The sequence below is a fragment of the Streptomyces ureilyticus genome, from assembly GCF_011045025.1.
In the GTDB taxonomy this organism is placed as follows: domain Bacteria; phylum Actinomycetota; class Actinomycetes; order Streptomycetales; family Streptomycetaceae; genus Streptomyces; species Streptomyces ureilyticus.
The window spans coordinates 1-24,216 of the sequence record NZ_JAAKZX010000147.1 but is presented as its reverse complement, the minus strand read 5'-3'; the positions used below and the strand labels follow the sequence as shown (position 1 = coordinate 24,216).

Genomic DNA, 24,216 nt, shown 5'->3' with positions numbered 1-24,216 from the left:
CAGACCCCGGCCCCCGTCCCCCTGGAGCTAGCCGAATCCCGCCGGGCACGGCGCCGCGGCCTCCTCGGCCGCGACGGAATCGAGGGTGCGCTCCTGCTGACGCCCGCGAGCGCGGTGCACACGAGGGGCATGCGGTTCGCGATCGATGTCGCGTACCTGGACCGGAAGTTTCGGGTCCTGGCGGTCCGGACGATGCGTCCGGGACGTATTGGACTGCCCAGGTTCCGGGCCCGCCACGTACTGGAGGCGGAAGCCGGGACGATGGAGCGGTGGGGCCTGCGCCCCGGAGTGCGCGTCACCGTACGGAACTTCTGACGGCCGCCGATAATTCTGACGGCCGCCGATCCGGCCGCGTCGATACGATGACGTCATGGGCCACGGAGTCGATGAGAAGAGCACCCGCGAACGTCTGGACGCCGTAGGCGCCGTGGACGTCGCCGCCACGCTCCAGGCCCTGGCCACGCCCTCGCGGCTGCGCATACTGGCCCGCCTCCAGGAGGGCCCGTGCGCGGTCGGCGAACTCGCGGAGGCGGCGGGCCTCGAGCAGTCCGCCTGCTCGCACCAGCTCCGGCTGCTGCGGAACCTCGGGCTCGTCACGGGCGAGCGGCGAGGCCGGTCGATCGTGTACGCGCTGTACGACGACCATGTCGCCGAACTGCTGGAGCAGGCGCTGCATCATGTGGAGCACTTGCGGCTGGGCTTGCGGGACGAGACCTGAGCCATCGCCCGTACCCGCCAGGCCTGTGCCCTCTATGGCTTGCGGGCCTCGATGAGCTGGCGGGCGCTGTGGGCCACGAACGGGCCCTCCGCCTCGATCCGTTCGTGCAGGGTGCGCAGCCGGTCCCGGTACTGGTCGACGGTGAAGCCGGGGACCATCCACACCACCTTGCGCAGGAAGTGCACGACGGCACCGATGTCGTAGAACTCCATCCGCAGCCGTTCCGCCCGCAGGTCGACGATCTCCAGTCCGGCGGCTTCGGCGCCGGCGCGCTCGCGGTCGGGGTGGCGGTCGGCGCTCTGCCCCTCCGGTTGCGGACCGAGGAAGTACTCGACCACTTCGTAGGCGCTCCTCGGACCCACGTGCTGGGCGAAGTACGTGCCGCCCGGCCTGAGGACGCGCGCGATCTCGGCCCACTGCGGGCCGACCGGGTGCCGGCTTGTGACCAGGTCGAACGTCCCGTCCGCGAACGGCAGCGGGGCGTCCTCCGGTGACGCGACGACGACCGCGCCGCGCGGACGGAGGAGGGCGGTGGCCTTGGCGACGTTCGGCGGCCAGCCCTCGGTGGCGACGGTGAGGGGCGGGAGCCGGTCCGCCGAGTTGAGGACTTCGCCGCCGCCGGTCTGGATGTCGAGCGCGGCTTCGGCCTTCGCCAGCCGCTCCCCCATGGCCCGCGCGTAACCCCACGACGGGCGCGCCTCGGTGGCCCGCCCCTCGAACCAGGAGAAGTCCCAGCCCTCGGTGGGGGCGGCTTCGGCTTCGGCGACGAGCTCTTCGAAGCTGGTGGGTGACTGGGTCGAGTGGGCTGACTGGCTCATGGGGCTGATCGTGGCAGCCGGTCGTGCGGGCCCGCGACCGTATTTCTTCGGCCATGGCGACGGGACTTCCGCGCCACAGCTCGTAGCTGCTCAGATGTTGCTACGGAACGAGTGGCCGTACCTCCTCCGCCACGAACCGCACGAAGCCCTCGGGGTCCGGTTCGTCGGCGGTGGGCTGGAGGATCACGGTGTCGGCTCCGGCGTCAGCCAGGCGTTGTACGGCCTTGGCGACCGTGTCGGCGTCGCCGGCGGCTCCGAGGCCGGGGATCTTGTCCTCGCCCTCGGCGGTGAGTTCGGCCATGAGGCGGGGGGCGGCGTCCGGGCCGGTGGCGGTGAGGAGGTAGACGACGATGCGATGGGGGTCGGTGCGGGTGACCGACTTCCGCCCCTCGTCGATGAGTTGGCGAGCCTTCCGTACGCCCTCCGGCGGGGTGCTGGCCGTGAGCAGCGTGCCGTCGGCGGCCTCGCCGGCCAGGCGCAGCGAGCGCGGGCCGGTGACACCGGCGAGGACTTCGGGGGCGGTGGGCGGCGGCCAGTCGAGCGCGACGTCATCCAGCTTCACGTACCGCCCGTCGGTGGTGACGCGCTCGCCGCGCAACAGGCCCCGTAGCGCGTCCAGGTACTCGCGGAGCAACGTGACCGGCGACTCGGCCCGCGCGCCGACCTGTCCCATCCAGTCCTGCACCCCGTGCCCGACGGTCAGCGTGAAGCGACCGGGGAACAGGCGGTCGAGCGTGGCGGTCTCCATGGCGGTGACGGCGACGTTCCGCAGGGGCACGGGCAGCAGCCCGATCCCGACCCGCAGCCGCTCGGTCCAGGCGAGCGCGGCGGACGCTGCGGAGACCCCGCCCTCCAGGAAACAGTCCTCCCAGAGCCAGAGCTCTTCAAGCCCCGCCGCATCGGCGGCACGGGCCACGTCTCGCAGCTTTTCGGGCGGCAGTTGAGGCCGGAACACGGCACCGAGAGCAGTCATATGCCCTTCCTAGCCCGAGATGCCCACATGAACAACTGCTTTTGCGTCGCCCACCGATGTGCCGACCTGGCGCATTCGCCCCATTGCCGCCCCCCATCCCGCTTGTTGGCGTCACGCCCGCCCACATGATCAACTCACCTGCCCCACAAGGGAGATGGAGATGACACCGATGGGAACAGACCAACCAGGACAACACCGCCCGTGGGAAGCCGACTTCGGCGCCGGGTTCGCCCGGCGAGGGTGAGGAGCTGCTCTCCTTCCACCACCGGGTGACCGCGCCACTGCTGGCCGCCCGAGCCGGAAGGGACGCGCGCGATGAGCAGTGACTCCGGCGCCCCCGACCGCCCCGCGAACGGACGCCGCCGCGCGTTGAGCACCCCCGCCGTCCGTATCGCCCTCTCGGTCCTGGCGATAGCCGTCTCCGCCGCCCTCGTCCTCCTCTCCCCCTTTGCCCTACGCGCCTACGGCCCCGACGGCTCCGACAGCGACTGGCAGCGCGTCGGCAATGTGGCCCAGGCGTACGGGGCGGTCTCCGCGTTGATCGCCGGGCTGGCGCTCGCGGGTGTGGGCGCCTCGCTCGTGTTCCAGGCCCGCGAGAGCAAGGCCAACCGCGAACAGGGCATGCGCACCGCACACACCGAACTGATGCGGATGGCCATCAGGCTTGCGGGTCACTCGCCTTCGGGGGCCTCCAGTTGCGGAGCTACGTACGTCCCCCGCTGCGGAACGGTGAAGACCAACCCCTCCTCGACGAGCACCGCGATCGCGCGCCGGACGGTCGTACGCGCGAGCCCGTACTGCTGCACGAGCTGGGTCTCACTGGAGATGGCCCGGTTGGGCTGCCAGTCCCCCCGTGCGATGCGGGCACGCAGGATGCCCGCCAGCTGCTGGTAGGGCGTAACCGGTCCCTCGTGATCGATTTCAGCGTCCGGCTGGAAGTTCATGATCAGGAAGTTACTCGTACAGATAAGGTCTCTGTCATCGAGATACGTCTCTATACGTAGCGATACAAGTCGAGCTAAGTTGAGTCTCAGTGCATGGAGGACCCCGGCGACGGATTGCGGCCGTCCCGGGGCGTGGCCGAACGCTTCGAAGGAGCGCCGACGTGCTGGACCTTACTCTCCGACTGCTCGCTTGGGTGCTGAGCATCTGCACCCCACGCCCCCGAGGCCGCCACCGCCTCGGAACGATCCCGCCCCTGCGGTTCATCCCCGCCCCTGCGCCCAGGTTCACCGAACGCATCGACGGCAGTGCGTCCCCTCTCGTACGCCCCTACGTCCTGGACCCCGCCGAACACCGCCGCCAACGCGAACGCCGCCGCGCCCTCTACCTCGCCACCCTCGGCATCGACGTCGGCCCCACCCATATCCACGGCGTCCGCGTACCGGCGGCCACCCGATGACGCGCCCCGCCATGCGGATGTGCGCCCGCTGCCACCGCACGACGAGCCGCCCGGTACTCGTGCACGAGGTACACGCAGCAACAGGCCCTGGCTTCAACGTCTACGCGTGCCCCGCCTGCGCCGATCACTACGCGCCCATGACCGACCCGCTGGAACTCCCAGAAACCCCTCGCCGGCGCTCCCGCCTCACTCTCCGCGTCTACAAGGTCAGCGCTGAGGGCGCCGTGACCGAGGACCGGGGTGAAGTCGAGGTCCTGGCCGGTGGTCGTACGGGCCCGGTGCCGCGTACGTCGGCATACCCGCCGTGCGGATGCCCGCACTGTCGGACGCAGTAGCTGTCGGGTGGCCTCACACCATGCCCGGGCGTCGGCCAGGCGCCCGGGCATGGCTGACCGCCAGCACGAAGACTCGTAAGCCCCATACGAACGGAGCGAAAGTGCCGGAACCGCCCGACCTCTACACAATCGAAATTGAGCCTGAGGTGCGGGCGTGGCCGGAGGTGCTCGCGCCTCCGGACTACAGGGCCGCCGAACGATTCGCCGATCGACTCGCGACCGACGGTCCGGCCCTGCCGTTTCCCTTGGCGAGCCACCTCGGCGACGGGCTGCGCGAGTTGCGCATCGGCGCATTCCGCGTGACGTACTGGCTGGCTCCCGGCCGGAGGGCAGTGCTGCTCACGGTTTTCCGGAAGACGAGGATGCGGGAGGCTGACGAAGTCCTGAGAGCGCAAAGAGCACGAAAGCGCTGCGAGGCCGAGCACCCTCCGGCGGGCGAACACGGCGTCTACAGTAGGGGCGAGGAGGCCTGATGAGCAGCGGATACCACACCACGTGGAAGGTCCCGTCCGAGCACCGCGAAGACCCCGCATACCGCGCCGCGGGGCGGCGGATGGACTTCGCCCAGGCGGTCTACGACCGGCGCTCGGCCCTGGGCTGGAGCACTGCTGAACTGGCGCGCCGGGCCGGGATGTCCGAAGAGGACATCGAGTCCATCGAAGAGAGCGGGGTCGATCCGACTCTCGAGCTCCTCGAGCAACTGGCAACCGCACTTGAGTCAGGTGCACGAATCGACCCACGCACCAGCCCCGAGTTCCGTTTCGAGGGACACGCTGCCTGAACAGCCGCTGTGCGCAACGCTCGCTTCATGACCGAGTTGATCCGACGAAGCTCGTCCCGCAGAAGGACAGGAGTCGCCAGCCATGTCACTCGCCCGCGTCCACAACTTCGCCATCTCGCTCGACGGCTTCGGCACCGGTGAGCCCCAGAGCCGTGACGCGCCGTTCGGCCACGCCGGCGAGCGGCTGCACGGATGGATGTTCGCCACCCGGTTCTGGCACGAGATGACCCGCCAACCCGGCGGGAGCCGCGGTCTCGACGACGCCTTCGCGCGGCAGTTCGAGCCCGGGATCGGCGCGGAGATCATGGGCGCCGGGAAGTTCGGTTACCCCGGATGGCACGAGGACCCGGAGTGGAAGGGGTGGTGGGGGCCCAACCCGCCCTTCCACACACCCACCTTCATCCTGACCCACCACACCCGCCCGTCGATCGAGATGGACGGCGGCACGACGTTCCACTTCCTCGACACTTCGCCCGCCAAGGCGCTCGAGACGGCCCGCGAGGCCGCGGACGGCCAGGACGTACGCATCGGCGGCGGCGCCACCGTGGTCCGCGACTTCCTTGCCGCCGGGCTCATCGACCAGCTGCACGTCGTGGTGGTCCCGATCCTGCTCGGCCGAGGCTCACGCCTCTGGGACGGACTGGAGGACCTCGAGAAGGACTACGAGGTCGAGGCCGCCTCCTCGCCCAGCGGAGTCACGCACCTGACGTTCACCCGGGCGGGGCTCTGAACCGCCTCGGTCATCAAGTTCGGGGCACCGGTCAACGTCAGTATTCGCGAGGCTCAAGCTGATTTATGGACAGTAATCACGTCGAACCCGTGGAAGAAGACGTCTACCACGTCGTCAGGGAACCGGAGTTCACCGCGCTTTTCATGCTCGGCGCCGATGACTCGACGGAAACCGTAGAGGACGTTGACGCCGAGTTGCGACTCCCTGACGGCACCCGGTGGAGTGCAAGTTTCATGACTCTCGGTGCGATCGAAACGGTGATGAGTCGATGGAGGGAAACCGGCGAGTATGGCGGTGGAGACTTCTTCCAGTGTGCTGATCTCGTGATCGTGCCCGAGGGCGGAGTGGCAGCCATGGTCGAGGCATTCCGCGCAATCGTGGCGGAGGGGCCGCAGGGGACTCTCGGCAATTTGGAGTAGCGCGATCTGGCCCTCATGCCGGGCCGTTCAATCAACATCCTGCGGGCGCCCATCAAGCGCGGAGACCGGCTCCCCAACCGAGCGATCGCCAGCGAGACGCAACTCGTGCAGCAGTACGGACTGGCGCGGACGACCGTGCGCCGGGCGATTGCCGTACTCGTCGAGGAGGGGCTGGTGTTCACGGTTCCCCAGCGCGGGACGTACGTCTCACCAGAAGCCGCCACCGCCGACGACGCCCCAGCGGAGTGATCGGTGCCGTGCCCGGTCAACTGCCCAGGTGGGCCAGCGCATTGCGGATCCTCGCGATCATCCGGTCGGGGTGGTGAGAGACGTCCTCGGCGGTGAAGCGGAGGATCGCCCGGACCTCCGGGCAGAGGGCCACCTCGTTGAACCGGTCGATGTCCCTCCGGTGCGCGTCACGGGAGCCGTGGTAGGCGTACCCCTCGATCTCGACGACCAGGCCCGCCGCCCGGAACAGGAAGTCCGGGCGGCAGATACGGCCGTTCGGCGTCACGAGGGTCACCTGCGACTCCGGGTACAGGCCCGCGTCACGCATCCGCAGCCGTGCCACAGTCTCGGCTGGCGAACCGCAGAGCGGGTCGGCGAGCGCGAGCCAGCGGCGGGCCCGGCTCGCGCCGAGCAGTGGAGCATCCAACGCGTCCTCGATCGCCCCAAGTTGGGCGAGCGGGCCGCGCCGGATCCCACGCACCGTACGACGGGTGAGCGCCGAGTCCACGGCGATCAGGGCCTCGTCCCGTGGGCCTCCCCGCAGAAGATCGGCAAGGGTGCGCGGCACGCCCGTAACCCGCAGCCCCTGCCGCACCTGGATGTCCTGCGACGGTACGGCGAGGCGGTGCACCCGTACACCACGGTGCCGTGCGACGGCGGCCGGGTCCGTGAACTCGACAACCTCATCACGCAGGACTTCGATACGCCACAGCGCCGCCGCCGACCTGTGGCTCACCACAAGACGCGGTACCGCCGCCTGGCGGGCGAACAACCGCATCCGTAGATCCACCCGCGCCCCTGGCACCGCCCAGGCTCCCTGGTAAATCTTCACCCACCCTTCGGCTCCGAGCCGCCGACTGAGCGCATCCCGAGCCCATCCGGCCTCCAACGCCCACACGGTGAGCAGCACACCGCCCACGGCCAGACTCCGCAGTTCCCCCATCCCGCAACCCTGCCGTACAGGAGGGGGAGCCACTGCCCCCTGTGGATAACCCGGGGCCGTGGCGGTGGTAAGGCGAGGATTGGTGCGTTTGTTGCGGTTCCTTGCCGCGTTGATGCAGGTCGGGCGGCGGGGAGGGAGGGCAAATGCTCCAATCCCTTACTCCCCCTTCGGGAACGTCACCTCCACTCGGCGGTTTTTGCGGCGGCCCTGTTCTGAGGTGTTGTCTGCGATGGGGTAGTCCTCGCTGTAGCCGCGTACCTCGAAGGTGACATCCGCGCCCAGGCCGGCGGCTGCCAGTTCGTCGTGGACCACCTCGGCCCTGTTCTTGGAGAGGGTCACACCATGGGCGTACGAGCCGAGGTTGTCCGTGAAGCCGAAGACGCGGACCTTCGTGGCGTTCTGAGCCTTGATCTCGTCCGCGATCGCCTGGATACGTGACCGGGCCTCGGGGTTCAGTTTCGAGCTGTCCTTGGGGAACAGCACCTCCGCCTGCAGCGCGAACGTCACGTCCTCGTTCGTGTCCTCGCGGCGTTCCTCGCCCCCGAGGTCTTCGACCACCGACTTGATGTCCAGCACCCGCGCGGGCGCGAGCGTCGCGCCGTCGGCGAGCTTCAGGCCGGGGCTGTTGGCGTCCACCTCTGGTGCTTGGGGGGTGGTGACGCTGCCGGGGGGTTCGCTGGGGTCGCCTTCGTCGGCGTGTACGGGAGTGAGGGGGGTCATGAAGACGAGGGCGGTGAGGGCTGTAGCTGTGGTCGCGGTGATCCGTAGGGATGAGGGGAGGGGCATGGCTACTCGCCCTCGGAGAGTTCGACGGAGGCCGGGGGCATGGCGCCGACCTGGAAGTCGACCTTGGTGGTGTCTTCCGGCGGGGCGGGGAACTGAGCGAACCACTCCGTGGTGTCGCCCGACCCCACGCCGCCGGTGAACCGGGTGCACAGGCAGCGCCCCTCGGTGTCGCGAAGGACGAGGTACTTCTTCTTGCCCGTCTGGTCGATCAGACTCGCGCCTGCGATGGACCCGCCGTTCTTGACCAGTTCACTCTCGTCGCCCCGCCAGTCAGCACCCACCCAGGGCTGGCCACTGCCGTTCGTCACCGTTCCTTCGACAGTGACGAAGCCGCCCTCGTCCCGGGTGGCAGAGGTGACAGTGAGGGTCAGGCCGCCTCCCTTGACCTCGGCCAACGCCTGCTCAGGGCCGGGGTCTTGTGATTCCTGCTTGTCGTCGCTTCCTTCGGTCTTCGCAGGCGACGAGGACGACGCGTTCTTGTCCGGCTCGTCGCCGTCGCCTCCCCCGCCGCAGCCGGCCACCGTGAGGACCAGCCCAGACGTGATCGCCACCGCGGTCAGTACCGTGCGGCCCTTCATGGTGTGCCGAAATGCCATCGGTCCGGCTTCCTTTCACTCGGCCAGATACACAGAGAACAGCACGGACGCGTCGGGAAGGTCGTCCAAAACGAAATCTTCGGGGTCGATCTCGATCGGTTCGCCGTCACAATCGAGTTCGACGACATCCAGGGGGTCATCGGGCACCTCGAAGTCACAGCGCGGTTCGATGACGGCCGTGGCCTGGGCCGTTGCCCGAACTGTCTCCGTGCCCGGGATGATCGAGTCCCCGACCGTGTAGTTCGTCTGGATCCCCACCTCGTATCCGGGGAAGCCGTTCACCTCCACACGCTGGGCACCGCCCTGGAGACTCGAGTCGTTCGCAGCGGCCAGTTGTTGGGCCGCGGCGGTGGCCCCGTCACCCGTGGCCTCAGCGGGGTCGAGCCAGTCCAGCCAGTTGTCGTCCACGCCGATGGCGCCTTCCAGTTCCTCCATCAGCTCGTCCCGATGCTCCTGCGCAGCCGCCAACGCAGCAGCGTCCGCAGCGGATTGAGCTCCATTCCGCGCGGACGCTGCCTGGGCAAACGCGAAGAGGGCGACCGCGGCGAAGAGCAGAATCCCCGTCAGCCAGATGTAGATGGGGAGAGTCTGCCCTCGGTCGCCGAAATGTCGTCGGGCTGTCAGCCTCCTCCGACGACGTTCTGTACCGCTGTCAGGATCGCCTGCGAGATGAGCCCGTCCAAGCCCAGCCCGTCGATCAACGTAAAGATCCCCGCAATCAAAATCATCAGCCCCGCATACTCCACGAAGCCCGCCCCGCGATCCCGCTCGCTCCCCCGCATCCGGGAGACAACGGTCCGCCTCCACGTCCCGAGCCCGCGCTTGACGCCTTGCATCGACATCTTCGCCACCATGGCCGCTGTCCTCCCGTCCAACAACACCACTACCGTCCCGCGCACCGTACGTGACACCCCGCCCACTCCGGGTGGGTCCAGGGACCCAACTTCCCGAGTCTGGAGTCATCGGTTCCACCCCCCGTGAGCCGTACCCAGCCAATAAGCGATCGCTTCGCTGCGCGAAGAACTGTGCAACTTTGCGAAGATGCGGTTGATGTGGTTCTTGACGGTCTTCTCGCTGATGAAGCAGGTGGCGGCGATCTGGCGGTTGTTCATGCCGGCCGCGATGAGATCCATGACCTCCACCTCCCGTGAACTCAGTCCGAAATCCCGTCCGTTGTCGTCGCGACCGTGGAGCCCCGCCGCGTAGGCGAGTCGGGCCTTTGACGACTGTGCCATGACTGGTTGCACGTGCGAAGGGAATTCGTTCGGTTCGTACGAAACGCTGAGCGATTCCGAGACAGTTTCAGAGGCGGATTCCGGGTCCACCGAATTCGAGACAGTCGCGTCCGAAACGACAGCCGCGGCAGACGCCGTGAACGTAGCCCTACGGTCCCTCAAGTCCCGTACCGCCGTGATCAGTTCCTCTGCCGTGAACTCGCCGTGGACCAGATAACCCACCGCACCCAGGCGCAACGCCTCCGCCACCACCTCGGGTTCACGGCTGTACGTCAGCATCATCACCGGCGCCAGGCGCGCCAGCGAGGGCAGCGCGGTCAGGCCGTCGCTGCCGGGCATACGTACGTCCAGCAGGGCCACGTCGGGGCAGTGACTGGTCGCATACGTGACCGCCTCCGCTCCGTTCGCCGCCTGCGCGACGACCCGGATGTCGGGGTGGGCGTCGAGCAGGGCGGCGAGGCCCGCCCGTACGACCGGGTTGTCGTCGGCCACGAGCACTCGTAAGGGCGGGCCGGGAAGTGCCTGGTCAGGCATGTGCGGCCTCCTCTTGGGGCGTGTGTGAGGGGGGTACGGGCAGCGGAGTGCCCGACGTTGTCAGGGGGAGGTCCACCTTGACCTCCGTGCCTCCGTGCTCGCCTCGGCGCAGCTCGATGCCCGCGCCGATCGACGTCGCGCGCTCCAGCATTCCCAGCAGACCGAAGTGGCCGGATTTCGCCAGGTGTTGTACGTCATCGAGGGATACGGACGTGCCGGTTCCGTCGTCTCGTACGGTCAGGCGCAGTGTCGAGGCGTCGCCTTCGGCATCGGCATCGGCATCGGCATCGGCATCGGCATCGGCATCGAGGGTTACCTCCACCCCCGTCGCGTCCATCGCGTGCCGGTGTGTGTTCTCCAAGGCCTCCGAGAGGATGGCCAGGAGTTGGTGAGGGGCTCCGGGAGGGAGTACGAGGGTGGGAGCTGCCCGGTAGGCGAGGGCCGCCCTGATGCCCGTACGAGATTCGAAGTCGTCCAGCCTTGCCGTCAGTTCCGTTCGCAGGTCTGTGGGTGGGGTCGACAGGGCCGTGTGGTGGCGGAGGTCCGTCAGGAGGTCGCGGGACTCCGCCGCCGCTCGGCGGGCCGCCCCCGCCACCGTCGCCGCCTGGTCCTTCAGCGCACGCGGATCCGTGGCGTGGTCGGCGGAGACTGCTAGCGCCTCCGCCGCCAGGGCCAGGCCGTGCAGGGTCTTGGCCACCGAGTCGTGCATCTCGCGGGCGAGGCGGGCGCGTTCGGACTCGACGGCCTCCGCCACCGCAAGGCGCGAGTTGGCCTCCGCGAGTGCCTGGCTGGCCGTGCCGAAGTGGAACATCAGATTGCGCAGGGTTACGCCGATGATGCCGGCCGCGATGCAGAAGCCGGCGATGAGGAGGGTGCTGGCGCCGGTGCCGGGGCGGTGTTCCCAGGCCCTGAACACCGTGAGCAGGACGACGAGTTGGAGGCCGGTGAAGATGCCGGAGCCGCGCCAGCCGTACAGCAGGCCGGAGAGGAGGGGAGTACAGACGGCCGCGTACGCGAGGGGGGATGCCGGGGATGCCGTCAGCAGGAGGATCGCGCCGAAGACCAGGTCCACCGCCATGAGGGTGGGGTGGGCGAGGAGGCGGGGGGCGAAGCGGTCCCAGTCCCTGAGCATGGCGTACGAGCCCATGACGCCGAGTACGGCTGCGGCGAGTACGCCGTAACGGGGCAGGCCTTCTGTCGCGTTGGCCGTCGCGAAAGGGGCGCCGATCGCGATCAGTGTCAGGCGGACGGCGAAGGCCTGGCGGCACAGGGCCTGTAGGGCGTTGAGCTGGAGACGAACGCTGCCAGGTGCTGCCGCGTCGTCTGCGAAGTAGCCTGCGGCTCGCTTGGCAGTTGGGGCCCCACTTGCCAGGGCTAGCCAAGCCTCGTGCGCGCGATTCCAGACCCCGCCCATCTCAACGTCCCAAAATCGAGCCGAAGTTCGTCCCCGAGCCCAGGAACATCCCCGTCGCGATCAGGATCATCGTGGCCGGGAGCATGAAGACCAGCGTGACCATCGTGGCCTTGGGGATCGTCTTCGCGGCCCTGCGGCGGGAGTTCTGGGCGTCCGTCCTCCTCATGTCCGTGGCCAGTTGGATCAAGGTGTCCGCGATGGGGGAACCCAGCTCCTCTCCCTGCTGCAACGCCGAGACGAACTGGGCCACCTGCTCGGACGAGTTGCGCTTACGCAGCTCGTCGAAGGCCTGGCGGCGGCTTACGCCCATGTCCATCTGGCGGAGCGTGATCCTCAACTCGTCCGCCCACGGGCCCTCGTAGTGGTCCGCCACCCGGTCCAGGGCCTGGCGGAAGCCGAGGCCCGCCGAGACCACGACCGCCAGGACGTCGAGGAAGTCGGGGAGGGTGCGGTCGATGACCTCCTTGCGGTCGCGGACGGCCTGCCAGATGAGGGCGTCAGCGGCCAGGAGGCCGAAGGCCAGGGTCAGGGCGGCGAACAGGAGCTGGCCATTGGTGTAGAAGACCAGTCCGAGTACGACGCCGAAGATGCCGTAGACCGCGCGGCGGGCCGCGTAACGGTTCAGGGTCAGGCCGCCGGGGTTGCCCGCCATGTCGATACGGCGGCGCTTGGCGTCGACGCGGCGTGGGCCCATCAGGCGCAGCACGAGGGGCGCGAAGCGCATGCCCAGGCGGTCGACCGCGGAGTCGGCCTGCGAGACACGGGTGGATCCGACCTCCAGAGCGAGGGCCAGGTCCCCGGGGAGCTTGGCTTCCGCGCGGAGCATACGGATGCCGAAGAGGAGGCCCGCGACGGCGAGGCCCGACAGGAGAGCGAGCAGCAAGGCCAGCAACGTAACTCCCCCCTCACACTTCGATCTTGCCGAGTCGGCGGATGACGAAGAAGCCGACCGTGTAGAGACCCATGGCGATGAGGACGAGGATCTGGCCGACCGGGGAGCCGGTCACCCGGGCCAGGGCGCCCTCGTTCGAGGAGTTGATGAGCAGGAGCGAGCCGAGGCCCAGGAGCGGGACCGTGAAGGCGGTCGCGTTGACCTCGGAGAGCATCGTGCGGACCTCGCGGCGGGTTTCCTTGCGGTCCTCCAGGGTCTGGGTGAGGTTCCGGAGGGAGTTGACGACGGAGCCGCCCGCCTTGTTGGAGAGGACCAGGGTGGTGACCAGGACGACTAGTTCGCGGGATGGGAGGCGTTCGGCGAGTTCGCCGAGTGTGTCGTCGATGGAGCGGCCGAGGCTCAACTGGTCGGCGACGCGGGCTAGTTCCTCACCGGCCGGGGCCTCCAGTTCCTCCGCGGCCATCGCCAGGGCCGTACGCAGGGCGAGGCCGGCGGCGGAGGCGTTGGCCAGGAGGCGGGCCACGTCCGGGAGTTGGTTGATGAAGGCCTCGATGCGTTTCTGGCGTTGCCAGTTGAGGAAGATCGCGGAGCCCCAGACGCCCATCGCGGCCGCGATGGGGCCGAAGAAGGGGGCCAGGGCGGCGGCTGCGATCAGCCAGAGCGCTACGACGACGGCAGTGACGTACGTGAAGAACTCGCCCGCCGTCAGATCGAGTCCCGTGGCCGAGAGCCGCAGGTGGATGCCGCGGCCCAGTCGGGTGTGGCGCAGGCGGCGGTCGACGGCCGCGAAACGGCGGGCGCGGCCCGCGGCGCTGCGGAGCGGGCCGCCGGAGAGGCGGTCGACGAGGGCCTGGCGCTGGGCGCGGCCGGACGCGTACGTGTGCACGCCCGCGACGGCGAGTGTGCCGCACAGGACGGTGGCGCCGAGGGCGAGCAGGGCGGGGTTGTTCATGGCTCGCTCCTCTCAGTCTTGGTGGTGGAGGTCATCCGATGGCCTGCCTCGTCTGGAGTACGTCGATGGCCTCGGCCACGCGGAAGGCGGGAGGCAGCGGCTCACCGGCGACGTACAGCTTCTCGGCGACCGGGCGGGGCAGCGGGAGATGCTCGAAGTGGCCGTGGACGACGCGGTCGGGACCGGTGGGGCGCGGCACGAAACGGGTGACGGGGGCGATACGGAACTGTTCGCGGCCGTGCGAGATGAGCAGGGCGATCTCGGTGATCTTGCGGGAGCCGTCCGCGTGGCGGGCGAGCTGGACGACCACGTCCACGGCCGAGTTGATCTGGTCCTTCAGCGCCTCGAAGGGGATCTGGACCTCGGACATCGAGCCGAGGGTCTGGAGGCGCATGAGGGCGTCCTCGGCGGAGTTCGCGTGCACGGTGGCCAGCGAACCGTCGTGGCCCGTCGACATGGCCTGGAGCATGTCGAGGGTCTCGCCGCCTCGGACCTCACCGACGATGATGCGGTCGGGGCGCATACGCAGCGAGTTGCGGACCAGGTCGCGGATGGTGATCTGGCCCTTGCCCTCCACGTTCGGGGGGCGGGACTCGAGGCGGATCACGTGCTCCTGCTGGAGCTGGAGTTCGGCGGAGTCCTCGATGGTGATGATGCGCTCGTGGGCCGGGATGAGGCCGGAGAGGGCGTTGAGGAGGGTGGTCTTGCCGGTGCCGGTACCGCCGCTGACGATGACGTTGAAGCGGGCCCGGACGAAGGCCGCGAGCAGCATGAGCATCTGCTCGTCGAGCGAGCCGAGGCCGATGAGCTCGGGGAGCGTGTAGGCGCGGGGGAAGCGGCGGATCGTGAGGGTCGGGCCGGTGAGGGCGAGCGGCGGGATGATGACGTTGACGCGCTCGCCGGTGGGGAGGCGGGCGTCGACCATGGGGTTCGACTCGTCCACGCGCCTGTTGACCGTCGACACGATGCGCTCGATGGTCTGCATCAGCTGCTCGTTGGAGGCGAAGCGGAGGGGCAACTGCTCCACGCGGCCCGCTCGCTCCACGAAGATGGAGTCAGGTCCGTTGACCATGATCTCGGTGATGGACGCGTCGGCGAGCAGGGGTTCCAGTACGCCGAGCCCGAGCGCTTCGTCGACGACTCGCCGTATGAGTTGCGAGCGCTCGGAAGACGACAGGACCGGGCCCTCGCGGCTGATGATGTGCCCCAGCACCCGCTCTAGGCGCAGCCTCCGCTCGGCCGCCGCGAGGCTGGACATCTCGGCCAGGTCGATCTCCTCGAGCAGCTTGGCACGGTAGACGGCGACGAGGTGGCCGTCCTCGCGGCCGGCTCCGCCCTCTTCGGGGGCGGCGATACGGGCCTTGAGGCTCATGTCTTCAACTCCCTTCCAGGGGAGGGTCGTTCCGTACGAGGGTCAGCCGTCATCGTCATCGTTGGGCATCGTGGCCTTCTTCTCCACCTGCCAGCCCTCCCCCACGAACGGGATGAGCAGCGGGACCTGCACGGTCACCGTGGCGGTGGTCGTGTCGCCGCCCCCTTCCGGAGCGGATACGTTCGCGTCGAGCCAGTCGCTCATCGCGGCGTACCCGGCCGCCTCGCCCGCCTCGCCCTGTGAGGCGACCCGCGCGGCGGCACGTGCGCCGGAGCCGGCCTGGTTGGCGGCGTATCCGACGAGGCCCAGCTGGATGGCTGCCAGCCCGACGAGCAGGAGGACGGGCAGGAAACCGGCGAACTCCAGCATGGAGACGCCACGGTCGTCCCTGGCCCGGCTGCGCAGTTTCCGGAGTACGTTCATCCGTCGTCCTCCCCTTCCAGCGCGGCGCCTGCCTCACCTTCGACCTCCCAGCCCGCATCGAAGCCCGGGAAGAAGAGGGGGACTTGGGCGGTGACCGTGGCCCTCATGACCGTCCCGTCGCCACCGCATTCGATGACCGCGTCCTGCCAGGCGTTGGGCAGATTCTCCTGGCCCGCGTCCTGACAGGCAGCCCCCGCGCCCGCCCCGGAGGCGGCCGCCGCCGTAGCCGCCCGCGCCGCTTCGTCCGCCGCGTTCCCGGCCAGGGAGTACGTGTAGCCATACAGCACGCACTGCCACAGGATCGTCATCACGACCAGCAGCAGCGGGAACATCCCGGCGAACTCCAGCGTCACCGCTCCCCGGTCGCCGCCCTTGCGGCGCAGCGCCAGGGCGCCTCGGTCGCCGGAGGGCTTGCGGCGCTTGCCGCCCTTCTCCTGCTGGACGACCAGGCCCAGCTCGCCGGCCAGGGCCCACAGCGCCTGCTTCACGGTCGAGCGGGCGTCCAGGTCCTGCATGCGGCCCGCGTCGACCACGGACTGGAGTTCCTTGAAGGCGGCCGGTACCGCGACGTGGGCCACCTTCGTGCCGGTGACGCGTTCGACGAGGGACGGCTGGATCTCCGTACCGCGTGAGGCGCGGTTGACGACCGTCAGCGTCTCCTCGGCCTTGCGGATCTGGAGGCGGTCCCAGAGGCGGACCATGCGTTTGGCGGCGCGGACGGCGACGACGTCCGGGGTGACGAGGAGGAGGGCCTGGTCGGCGAGTTCGACGGCGACGGCGGTCGCGGAGTTCATCTGGGCGCCGCAGTCGACGACCACGACCTCGTAACGGGTACGCAGGGCCTGGAGGACCTGGCGGGCCGCCCGGTCGGTGACCTCCTCGCCGCGCTCCCCCTCGGCTGGTGCGAGGAGCAGCCCGAGCCCGGTGTCGTGGGTGTAGACGGCGTCCTGGAGGACGCGCGGGTTGATGTCGCTGATCCCGGCGAGGTCGGCCACGGAGCGGCGGAACTGCACATCGAGGTACGAGGCCACGTCGCCCGACTGGAGATCGAAGTCCAGCAAGGCGACCGTACGGCCCGACGCCCGTGCCGCGAGGGCGAGTTGGACGGCTGTGACCGTCGCGCCCACACCGCCCTTCGCCCCGGTGACCGTGACGACGGTGCCGCCGGGCCCGGAGTACAACTCCGGCGTACCGCTGCCGAGATGGCGCCGCATGCCGAGTGACCAGGCGGCGGCGGCCTGGACGCGTTCGGCGAGGGCGTCGTAGCCGAGGGGCAGGCCGATGATGCCGCGGGCGCCGGAGTCCATCGCCGCGGTCAGTACGCCCGTACTGGTGTCGGCGGTGATGAGCACGACCCCGACCGCCGGGAACCGCATCACCACGTCGCGGACGACGTCCAGCGCGGGCATCGGACCGATCCGCTCATGGACGAGCACGACCTCGGGCAACTCGTCCAGGGACTCCGCCGCGAGCCGCGCCAGGGTGTCCAGGAGCGCCGTGGTGTCCGGGACGGGCGCGGCGGGTTCGGCGTCGGGGAGCTGGCTCAGCAGCGTGGAGAGGGCGCGGGCCGAGTCGATGTCGCCGACGGCCGGGAGGATGCGGATGGTCATCGGCACACCTTCGGGGATGCATCCGGGGATGCACCCGGGAACGCATTCGGGGACGCCTTCGTGAGGGCTGAGCGCATCACGGCCTCCTACTTGTCCTCGTCGAGGGTGTACGAGCGGTCGCCGGGCGCGACGACCGTGTCGGAGCCGCCCGCGACCAGGGCGAGCCGTACATGGGTCGCGAACGACTCGGCGTAGGCGACGCGTTGGGTGTCGGCGGTGGTGAGGGCGAAGGTGATCGGGACGGCCTCGGTCGCGGTGCGGCGGCGGTCGTCGCTGTTCTGGGAGGGGTCGAGGGCGGTGAGTTTGCCGACGTCGATGACCCTGGCGTTCTCGACGATGACCTTCGACTGGTCCTTGCCGTTGTCGTTCTCGGCCTCGAAGGTGGCGTAGATGTTGACCCGCGCACCCGGGTTGATCTTCCCCGCCACACCGGTCGCCGCGTCGATCATGATCGCGATCTCCTGCTGGCCGGCTTCCAGCTCGGGCCGGTCCACGATCATGTCCTGCTGGAGCAGGGAGCCCTTCTCGAGCCGGGTGACCGCGATCTTGCCGCGGATCTCGGAAAGGTCGGTGACGGCGGTCGAGGACAGCCACCGCTCGGGCATCTCGACCTTCTCGAACTGGTCGGCCGACAGCTCCCGGTAGGGCGCGACATCGCTCTTCAGGCGGTACGCCGCGACCTCTGGTCCGACCTTCGAGTTCACGTCGCGGATCACCGAGAGCACTCCGGCGAAGGCGCCTACGGCGCACAGGACCGAGAGGACCAGCAGGATGACGCCGCGGCGCTGGCGCGAGTTCACTGAAAGCTCACCTCGTAGGGACGTACCGGGTAGTTGAGCGGGCCATGCTTTTCCGGCCGGGGGTCTGGGGGTTGTCCCCCAGGGTGATGCAGCATGACGCGGGCAACCTCTATCGGGGGCGGGGACAGCGGGGGTCGAGCGGTCGTGTCTGGTGCTCAAGTTCTGTTCGTGGTGCTGTGGCTCTGGCTGTTCAGATGTACGTACGTGACTTACGTAGTGCCTCGTGGCAAGGCGCGTACAGAAGAAGCTGCCCGTCCGGCGGCGCTCGGAAGCTCCGGCGGCGGGAGCAAAGGTGCCGCACAGAAACCGCATCGGTCGCCGATGAGTTCAAGGCCGCACCAGTGGCACTCCTCGCGCCGTACGGACGAGACCAGTTGGTAGAGCACGGACACGTCGTGCAGTCCCGCGGCGAACTCGGCGACCTTCCCCGTGCCCCACCAGCGCGCGGACTCGGCGGGCAGCGGCACGGTGGCGACGCCCTGTACGCGCCAGGCGGGCGCGAGCGTCGTGGTGATCCAGTCGCCGGGCAGCTGCCCGGGCGCGATGAGCATCCGCGTGCCGAACTCGGGCCCGGCCAGCTTCTCTTCCGTTTGGCCGAGCCGTAGGAGCTGGGGCCGCGGATTGGCCAGTACGGCGAACTGGGCGCCCGGCACCCACGACTTGGCGTGGGACTTCAGGGACACCGGGATCCGGTCGAGCTTGGCGACGGAGCCGAGCAGGGCGCCGGCGTAGATGTAGTGGGCGAGCAGCCGTGCGGAGGAGGCGAGCACGCCCGGGCTGAAGTCGCAGACGGAGAGCTGGCGGAGCTGCTGGGCGAGGAGGGCGAGGCCGAGCGGCGGCAGATCGACGCCGAGGAGGGCGATGCGGTCGCTCTCGAGTACGGAACGTACGGCGTGCAGTCTCCGGGTGACGTCGGTGGAGACGGACGCCGGGTATAACGCGATCACATATCCATGCTGCTCGATGAGCGCGTGCATCCCCGTGAGGGAGCTCTCGAGGCTGTCGAGGGGCTGGACGGCGGCGGGCGGCGTCTGCCGGTCGTGAACCGGGAGCACCAGATCGGAACTGGTGACTGCTATCGCGGTCGGCACGCTGCACACCACCCCGTCCACTGCGGCGGGGTGGACGACCACCGCCTCAGATCGCCCCTGTGACGTCGTCTTGCAGCAGAACCATATCCACGGCATGGCCCGATCAACACCGAATCTCCGAGATCAACTCACCGAAGGTGCAGGGTGATCGACACAGCGTGAGACGCATATGCCTCAACTCGGCCGTATAGCGGGCGCGTTGAGGTCCCTGGCTGGGGGTTGGCCGCGTTGCGTTCGGTAATGGGGCGATGCCATGATCGCACTCATGTCTGATCACGGGGGAGACTGCGCGGGGGCGGGACATATACGTAGGTCCCGGATCTGGGACTACATAGAGGACGTCGACGCGAGTACGGGCGTGAGCGCGACTGCGAGCGCGGCCGTCGGCACGCCCGCGAGCACACCCGCGCGTACGACCGCGGTCGACGCTCCGGCGCAGGACCAGGGGCAGGGGCAGGGGCAGGCGCAAGAGCAGAACAAGAGCAGGACCAGGCGAGCCTCCGCCGGCGCGAAGCCGCCGCCTTGCTGGGCGAGTTCCGGCGTACGGCCGTGCTGTTGCCGCTCGGGGAGGACGGCTCCCCGCTGACCGCGGAGTTCGGCGGTATCCGGTGGATCTACGCCTTCTCGGACGAAGCGGCGCTTGCCCGATTCGCCATCGCACGGAGTGAAGGGGCACGGGAGTGGGCGTATGAGCGTGTTCTGGGCGCCCGATTGCTGGATGCGGCGATTCCCGCGATGTCGGAGCCGTATGGGGTGGCGCTGGATGTCGGGAGTGAGGGCGAGGGGGCGCTGTTTCCTCCGGTGCGGGGGATCGTGCCGGACGGGGCGGCGATGGATGCGGAGGACGACGCCCCCAAGGACGTACGGGAAACGCCTGATGGAAACGGGGAGTTGGCGCGATGAGCGACGGCGGTGGCGTCGACGGCAGGGATCTGCAAGTTCAGGGGCTAGGGCCTGTCCGGCGGATCATGTGACTTCCGGGAGATCCGTTCGTTGGCGTGTTCATGTCGCGGGGAGATCTCACGAACGAGGAGTGGGCCCGGCTGAAGCGGCATCTGCCGAAGTCCGGGCAGCGCGGCGGCTGTTGGGCTGGCCACCGTAGGGTTATCAACGGGATCCTGTACCGGAATCGGACCGGGGTGCCGTGGCGGGATCTGCCTGTGCGCTTCGGGAAGTGGAAGACCGTGTACGAGCGGCACAGACGCTGGTCGGCTGACGGCACATGGGACAAGCTCTTCGCGTCCGTCCTGGCCGACGCCGACGCGAAAGGCCGCATCGACTGGTCCATGGTGAGCGTGGACTCCACTACTTGCCGGGCTCACCAGCACGCTGCCGGAGCGCTAAGAAGACCTCCGCGGGTGCCGGGGAAAAGACGCACGCCCCGGCAGCACCGCCCCGACGAGGGACTTGGACGCTCCCGGGGCGGACTGACCTGCAAGATCCACCTCGCTGGTGAAGGCGGCCGTCGCCCGCTGTCCCTGCTGATCACTCCGGGCCAGTGGGGCGACGCACCGCAGCTCATCCCCGTCATGGAACGCGTCCGCGTCGGCCGGCTCGGCGGAGGCCGCCCTCGCACCCGGCCGGAACATCTCGGCGGTGACAAGGCGTACTCCTCCCGGCGAAACCGCCGCTACCTGCGCAGGCGCCAGATCAAGCACACCATCCCCGAACCGAAGAACCAGCGAGCCAACCGGAAACGCCGTGGCAGCGAGGGCGGACGGCCTACTGGTTTCGGCAAGACGATCTACAAGCGGAGGAACGAAGTCGAGCGGACCATCAATGCGCTGAAGAACTTCCGGGCCGTGGCCACGCGGTTCGACAAGCGGGCCTACGTCTTCCACGGCACGGTCACAGTGGCAGCGATCCGACTGTGGCTCCGCTCGCAACCCGTACGACAGGTCTTAGGCGCCGGTCCGCCCGTCGACGAGCTCACGCACGACGTCGAGGTGGCCGTTGTGGCGGGACGTCTCCTCAATGAGGTGGAGGATCACCCACCGAAGGTCGACGTGGCGGCCGTCGCTGATGGGACGCTTGGCCGTTGAGTCCAGGTCGTGGTCGGACACCAGGCGACGGTAGCGGGCGCTCTGCTCCTCGTACTCGGCAAGAAGCTGGGGCAACGGGATGTCGACTGCTGTCCGCATCTCAGGATCGGGATCATCATCGGTCGCCTCGGTCAGCGGCCCCACGAGCTCCTCACCCAGAAACATCAGTTGGAACCAGTAGTACTCGACCCAACGCAGATGGCTGACCAGCCCGCACAACGTCATCAGCGGTGAACTCGGGAGCGGGGCCTTGCGGGCGTCTTCGGCGGACACGCCCTCACACTTGGCGCGCGCGGTGTCACGGGCGTAATCCAGGAAGGTGACCAGCTGCGCACGCTCGTCCCACGCAGGAGGCGTGTCGGTTCGTTGAGTCATCGCCAGGAGTTTCCCGCAGCTCGGAACGGGTGTCGACTCCATTGATCGGAAGCACCGTCAAGTGCCACAGCACCAGCCGTGCTCGGGGAGAGCCTGGCAAGATCCGCCGGACAGGCCCTAAGCCTCATCACCGAGGGCATCACGCTGGCGCTGGACGAGTTGCGTGAACTGGGAATGATCGGCACGGCGAGCGCGGGCCGGGGTTTCTCCGAGGGGCGACGACTCGCCTGGAGTGGACGATCGAGGGCCACCCGGCCCGCCGTACTGCCGCCGATGGGACCTCCGAGTCGTGGACGTACGACGGCGAGGGGAACTGCACCAGCCACACGGACGCTGTCGGCGGCGTCTCGCGCTTCGAGTCGGCTCGGTCCACCACGGCGATGCGTCCGTTCTCGTGCGCCGCTAGACCGCGAGGCGGTCGCCGCCCTCGCGGAACGCCTCGCAGACACACCCACTCCGGCAGGCCCAACCCTCAGGGAACTGGGCACCACCGACCACTTCGTGTCCCTGACCCAGCTCACGAACACGATCACTCCGCGCGGAGACAACGGCGGCCAATAGCCGCGCTCATCCCTGGTGCAGATCGAGGAGAAACCAGTAGTTCACCGTGGGGCCCTGCGCAGCAAGCCCACCTCCAAGGGATTCGTAGAGGGACCGGGCCGCCACATTCGCCTCCCCGGTGGTCAAGAACATCTTCGTGGCCCCGGCCTTCGCTCCGGCCTCCATGAAGGCGCCAAGAAGATCCCGTCCGACGCCGCGACGACGATGGGCTTCCGCCACCTCAAGTTGGTGGACATAAAGCATCGACGACGAGTCCGGACGCGCCAGATGGTGCCCCCAGCACCACCCAAGGATCTCTGACCCATCGGCCGCCACGAAGGCGAGTGCGCTGGGCGTGTCAGCAAACGCCCGAACCACATCGGCCTCCTCGACTCCACGGAAGTGGCGGGCTGCCCGCTCAAGCAGTGACAGATCGTCTCTCGAAATCTGTGTGATCACGGCCTCATACTGCCTCGCTCTCTCAGGCCGCAGAAGCAGCCGACAACAGGCCGTCACCGCACCTGGCACATCCCGCACCTTCCCGGCCATGCAGCCCCCAGAAAGGTCACATCCCTGTCCCGACTCTCAAGAACTTGCCACTTGATGCCGTTGTCCACGAGGTAGCGGATCGCGTCCAGCATCACGCGGTGGCTGTGGAAAAGTTCGGCAATGAGGCCTTCCTCCCCCAGACGCCCACAGCCCAGCGCTATGCACTCCGCCTTGGAGTCAGGACTCGGCCTCGCCCACTACCGCAGCCTCGTACTCCGCGTGATCGACTCGGACAGCGACGGGCGCGCCCCCGGGCTTAGGCTTAGCCCGCTCGATCGGATTATCTGATCACTGTCAGGCTGTCTCACCAGGGTGGCGAGGGCAGGGCGCTGCGCTCAGAACGGTTGAGTGGGCGCCTCTGCCTCAAGAGGCCGCTGTCCTGGCATCGGACTTGGATCCAGCCATATCCGTTGATCGTTTGACCGCTTGAACCGGCGACCGTAGCGGTCCTCGACGAGGACAAGAAGGCCAGTAGCAAGGTTGCGGGCGGTATACCGGCTAGTGGTTGCGACGGCTGGCACGCTGCCCCCAGGGTTGTTATCAGGACATCAACTCCCTTGCCATCACTGGTCGTTGTGTGCTGGGGCAGTAGAATCCTCTGACCGGTCGGCGACTGCTGACGATTGAGGACAAGATCAGGGGGATGCACATGCAGTGCTTAGGCCACGCGGGCTCGTCCCCGTGGTTGCCAGACGTTCGCTACACGGGCGATGCGTACTGGCTACGACCTCAGCTCGTAGGCATTGGTCGTCCGGCCGGCATGTGCGTTGAACCTTGCAAGATCCGGACGCCGATGTTCTGACAGAACTCGGAAGGATCGTCGTTGTCCACTCAGGTACCGGTGTGTAATCACCGGGTCTACGAAGTCGTCATTGTCTTTCTGGTCTCCGTGGTCGCAGGCTTGATGGGCGGCCTTCTCTGGGCCGCGCTTGGCATGTCTCCGGTGTCGGCGGTCGGTACTGGAGCCGCGGTCTTCGTCGGCGTCTTCGGTCTCTGTATGACGGCCGTCGCTTACATCAAGAAGCAGAGCAGTTAGCGCAGCGTGGGAGCGGATCCAAGCGAACCGCCCCCACGCGCTTGCACGTCATCATCACCCGCTCCCCGCATGTGCTCACTGTGGTCGGCGTTCACTCGCCGACCGTAGCCGTCCGGCGCAGTTGCCCTACCCAAGAGTTCGCGAAGCCTAGGGTGCATGCCTCAGCACGCGCCGTTACGCACATGCGTGGGCGTGACCGCCGGTACTCAACTCCGCCTCGTACCACGCGTACTCATTCACGGTCAGCGGTCAGTTCGAACCACACCACCTTCCAGCCGGGCGTTCGGGAAGGGTCGGTGATGGGGTAGCGGCCCCAAGCGCTTGCCAAGGTGTCGACCAGGTACAGGCCCCGGCCGAAGTCTTCGTCGGGTGTACAGGGCAGAGGGGCGGGGAGTTCGGGGTGGTCGTCCATGACTCCGATGCGGACGACTCCGGCGCGGGTGCGGAGTCTGACGGTTACCGGGCCGTCGGAGTGTTTTACCGCGTTCGAGACCAGTTCCGAGGTCAACAGCTCTGCCGTGTCGGCCAGTTCGCGGGAGCAGTTGTAGTCGAGGAGGGCCGTGCGGATCGTGCGGCGGGCGATGCGTGGGGCTCGGGGATTGTTGGTCAGGTGGAGGTGGCA

The 24,216-nt window shown here is 68.5% G+C and carries 31 protein-coding genes and 2 pseudogenes; 13 read left to right on the top strand and 20 right to left on the bottom strand.

The features are described 5' to 3' along the window. Window positions 1–21 precede the first annotated feature (21 nt). A complete protein-coding gene (locus G6048_RS33680) occupies window positions 22–315 on the top strand; it encodes a DUF192 domain-containing protein (protein ID WP_235990655.1) in 294 nt (97 codons plus the stop codon). A gap of 55 nt (window positions 316–370) precedes the next feature. Next, window positions 371–718, top strand: coding sequence for an ArsR/SmtB family transcription factor (locus G6048_RS33675; protein ID WP_165343386.1), 348 nt, complete (start codon window positions 371–373; stop codon window positions 716–718). A gap of 32 nt (window positions 719–750) precedes the next feature. Here the strand turns inward: G6048_RS33675 and G6048_RS33670 are convergent, their stop codons facing one another. Both G6048_RS33670 and G6048_RS33665 read right to left on the bottom strand, forming a co-directional pair. After that, window positions 751–1,536 (bottom strand): class I SAM-dependent methyltransferase, encoded by a 786-nt coding sequence (locus tag G6048_RS33670; protein ID WP_165343385.1) that lies wholly within the window; start codon window positions 1,534–1,536, stop codon window positions 751–753. Between the two features lie 100 nt (window positions 1,537–1,636). Beyond that, a complete protein-coding gene (locus G6048_RS33665) occupies window positions 1,637–2,509 on the bottom strand; it encodes an LLM class flavin-dependent oxidoreductase (RefSeq protein WP_165343384.1) in 873 nt (290 codons plus the stop codon). A gap of 315 nt (window positions 2,510–2,824) precedes the next feature. On the opposite strand from G6048_RS33665, the pseudogene G6048_RS50185 reads away from it, so the two are divergent. Further along, window positions 2,825–3,157: pseudogene (locus G6048_RS50185) on the top strand (DUF6082 family protein); the annotation flags it as partial. A 23-nt stretch (window positions 3,158–3,180) separates the two neighbouring features. On the opposite strand, the gene G6048_RS33660 reads toward G6048_RS50185, so the two are convergent. Then, window positions 3,181–3,453, bottom strand: coding sequence for a GntR family transcriptional regulator (locus tag G6048_RS33660; RefSeq protein WP_165343383.1), 273 nt, complete (start codon window positions 3,451–3,453; stop codon window positions 3,181–3,183). Between the two features lie 161 nt (window positions 3,454–3,614). Here G6048_RS33660 and G6048_RS33655 point away from each other — a divergent pair, with 161 nt between their 5' ends. From G6048_RS33655 to G6048_RS33625, 7 genes are all read left to right on the top strand, one after another. After that, entirely contained in the window at window positions 3,615–3,911 is a 297-nt protein-coding gene (locus tag G6048_RS33655; RefSeq protein WP_165343364.1) for a hypothetical protein, read from the top strand. A 137-nt stretch (window positions 3,912–4,048) separates the two neighbouring features. Continuing rightward, entirely contained in the window at window positions 4,049–4,246 is a 198-nt protein-coding gene (locus G6048_RS33650; protein ID WP_165343363.1) for a hypothetical protein, read from the top strand. Between the two features lie 101 nt (window positions 4,247–4,347). Next, the gene (locus G6048_RS33645; protein WP_328827726.1) at window positions 4,348–4,719 is read left to right on the top strand and encodes a type II toxin-antitoxin system RelE/ParE family toxin; all 372 of its coding nucleotides are present in this window, start codon (window positions 4,348–4,350) and stop codon (window positions 4,717–4,719) included. Then, window positions 4,719–5,027 (top strand): helix-turn-helix domain-containing protein, encoded by a 309-nt coding sequence (locus tag G6048_RS33640; protein WP_165343381.1) that lies wholly within the window; start codon window positions 4,719–4,721, stop codon window positions 5,025–5,027. The genes G6048_RS33645 and G6048_RS33640 overlap by 1 nt, the downstream gene beginning before the upstream one ends. Window positions 5,028–5,109: 82 nt before the next feature. Then, the gene (locus tag G6048_RS33635; protein WP_165343380.1) at window positions 5,110–5,757 is read left to right on the top strand and encodes a dihydrofolate reductase family protein; all 648 of its coding nucleotides are present in this window, start codon (window positions 5,110–5,112) and stop codon (window positions 5,755–5,757) included. An 89-nt stretch (window positions 5,758–5,846) separates the two neighbouring features. After that, window positions 5,847–6,176 carry a hypothetical protein gene (locus tag G6048_RS33630; RefSeq protein WP_165343379.1) on the top strand — a complete coding sequence of 110 codons (330 nt, stop codon included), beginning with the start codon at window positions 5,847–5,849 and terminating at the stop codon, window positions 6,174–6,176. Window positions 6,177–6,191: 15 nt separating this feature from the next. Beyond that, entirely contained in the window at window positions 6,192–6,425 is a 234-nt protein-coding gene (locus G6048_RS33625; protein WP_165343378.1) for a winged helix-turn-helix domain-containing protein, read from the top strand. Window positions 6,426–6,441: 16 nt separating this feature from the next. On the opposite strand, the gene G6048_RS33620 is transcribed toward G6048_RS33625, so the two are convergent. From G6048_RS33620 to G6048_RS33555, 14 genes are all read right to left on the bottom strand, one after another. Beyond that, window positions 6,442–7,347 (bottom strand): PDDEXK family nuclease, encoded by a 906-nt coding sequence (locus G6048_RS33620; RefSeq protein ID WP_165343377.1) that lies wholly within the window; start codon window positions 7,345–7,347, stop codon window positions 6,442–6,444. A gap of 156 nt (window positions 7,348–7,503) precedes the next feature. Beyond that, on the bottom strand, window positions 7,504–8,133 hold the full coding sequence (locus G6048_RS33615; RefSeq protein ID WP_165343376.1) for an OmpA family protein: 630 nt from the start codon (window positions 8,131–8,133) through the stop codon (window positions 7,504–7,506). Window positions 8,134–8,135: 2 nt separating this feature from the next. Beyond that, window positions 8,136–8,729, bottom strand: coding sequence for a hypothetical protein (locus G6048_RS33610; protein ID WP_165343375.1), 594 nt, complete (start codon window positions 8,727–8,729; stop codon window positions 8,136–8,138). 15 nt (window positions 8,730–8,744) lie between these two features. Continuing rightward, window positions 8,745–9,284, bottom strand: coding sequence for a hypothetical protein (locus G6048_RS33605; RefSeq protein WP_408056197.1), 540 nt, complete (start codon window positions 9,282–9,284; stop codon window positions 8,745–8,747). A 65-nt stretch (window positions 9,285–9,349) separates the two neighbouring features. Then, window positions 9,350–9,583 carry a hypothetical protein gene (locus G6048_RS33600; RefSeq protein WP_235990644.1) on the bottom strand — a complete coding sequence of 78 codons (234 nt, stop codon included), beginning with the start codon at window positions 9,581–9,583 and terminating at the stop codon, window positions 9,350–9,352. Window positions 9,584–9,688: 105 nt separating this feature from the next. After that, entirely contained in the window at window positions 9,689–10,498 is an 810-nt protein-coding gene (locus G6048_RS33595) for a response regulator transcription factor (protein ID WP_165343374.1), read from the bottom strand. Further along, the gene (locus G6048_RS33590) at window positions 10,491–11,912 is read right to left on the bottom strand and encodes a sensor histidine kinase (protein ID WP_165343373.1); all 1,422 of its coding nucleotides are present in this window, start codon (window positions 11,910–11,912) and stop codon (window positions 10,491–10,493) included. The genes G6048_RS33595 and G6048_RS33590 overlap by 8 nt, the downstream gene beginning before the upstream one ends. A gap of 1 nt (window position 11,913) precedes the next feature. Beyond that, on the bottom strand, window positions 11,914–12,804 hold the full coding sequence (locus tag G6048_RS33585) for a DUF5936 domain-containing protein (RefSeq protein ID WP_165343372.1): 891 nt from the start codon (window positions 12,802–12,804) through the stop codon (window positions 11,914–11,916). 13 nt (window positions 12,805–12,817) lie between these two features. Next, complete coding sequence (locus G6048_RS33580) at window positions 12,818–13,756, bottom strand: type II secretion system F family protein (protein WP_165343371.1); 939 nt, start codon at window positions 13,754–13,756, stop codon at window positions 12,818–12,820. A 31-nt stretch (window positions 13,757–13,787) separates the two neighbouring features. Next, on the bottom strand, window positions 13,788–15,128 hold the full coding sequence (locus G6048_RS33575) for a CpaF family protein (protein ID WP_165343370.1): 1,341 nt from the start codon (window positions 15,126–15,128) through the stop codon (window positions 13,788–13,790). A 42-nt stretch (window positions 15,129–15,170) separates the two neighbouring features. After that, window positions 15,171–15,551 (bottom strand): TadE/TadG family type IV pilus assembly protein, encoded by a 381-nt coding sequence (locus G6048_RS33570; protein ID WP_235990642.1) that lies wholly within the window; start codon window positions 15,549–15,551, stop codon window positions 15,171–15,173. After that, on the bottom strand, window positions 15,548–17,161 hold the full coding sequence (locus G6048_RS33565; protein WP_165343369.1) for an AAA family ATPase: 1,614 nt from the start codon (window positions 17,159–17,161) through the stop codon (window positions 15,548–15,550). Before G6048_RS33565 ends, G6048_RS33570 begins: the two co-directional genes overlap by 4 nt. A gap of 86 nt (window positions 17,162–17,247) precedes the next feature. Next, window positions 17,248–17,961, bottom strand: coding sequence for a Flp pilus assembly protein CpaB (gene cpaB, locus G6048_RS33560; protein ID WP_165343368.1), 714 nt, complete (start codon window positions 17,959–17,961; stop codon window positions 17,248–17,250). 209 nt (window positions 17,962–18,170) lie between these two features. After that, window positions 18,171–19,064: a hypothetical protein gene (locus G6048_RS33555; protein WP_408056196.1), complete on the bottom strand. Its 894-nt coding sequence runs from the start codon at window positions 19,062–19,064 to the stop codon at window positions 18,171–18,173. Window positions 19,065–19,373: 309 nt separating this feature from the next. Between G6048_RS33555 and G6048_RS33550 the strand changes: the two genes are divergently transcribed. Both G6048_RS33550 and G6048_RS33545 read left to right on the top strand, forming a co-directional pair. After that, window positions 19,374–19,955 (top strand): hypothetical protein, encoded by a 582-nt coding sequence (locus G6048_RS33550; RefSeq protein ID WP_165343388.1) that lies wholly within the window; start codon window positions 19,374–19,376, stop codon window positions 19,953–19,955. A gap of 101 nt (window positions 19,956–20,056) precedes the next feature. Then, window positions 20,057–20,932 (top strand): annotated as a pseudogene (locus G6048_RS33545) (IS5 family transposase); the annotation flags it as partial. 21 nt (window positions 20,933–20,953) lie between these two features. Here the strand turns inward: G6048_RS33545 and G6048_RS33540 are convergent. Then, window positions 20,954–21,469 carry a DinB family protein gene (locus G6048_RS33540; RefSeq protein ID WP_165343367.1) on the bottom strand — a complete coding sequence of 172 codons (516 nt, stop codon included), beginning with the start codon at window positions 21,467–21,469 and terminating at the stop codon, window positions 20,954–20,956. Between the two features lie 567 nt (window positions 21,470–22,036). Then, on the bottom strand, window positions 22,037–22,468 hold the full coding sequence (locus G6048_RS33530; RefSeq protein ID WP_165343366.1) for a GNAT family N-acetyltransferase: 432 nt from the start codon (window positions 22,466–22,468) through the stop codon (window positions 22,037–22,039). A 913-nt stretch (window positions 22,469–23,381) separates the two neighbouring features. On the opposite strand from G6048_RS33530, the gene G6048_RS33525 reads away from it, so the two are divergent. After that, a complete protein-coding gene (locus tag G6048_RS33525; RefSeq protein ID WP_165343362.1) occupies window positions 23,382–23,594 on the top strand; it encodes a hypothetical protein in 213 nt (70 codons plus the stop codon). Between the two features lie 232 nt (window positions 23,595–23,826). Here the strand turns inward: G6048_RS33525 and G6048_RS33520 are convergent. Beyond that, a partial coding sequence (locus G6048_RS33520) for an ATP-binding protein (RefSeq protein WP_165343365.1) occupies window positions 23,827–24,216 on the bottom strand: 390 nt, incomplete at its 5' end.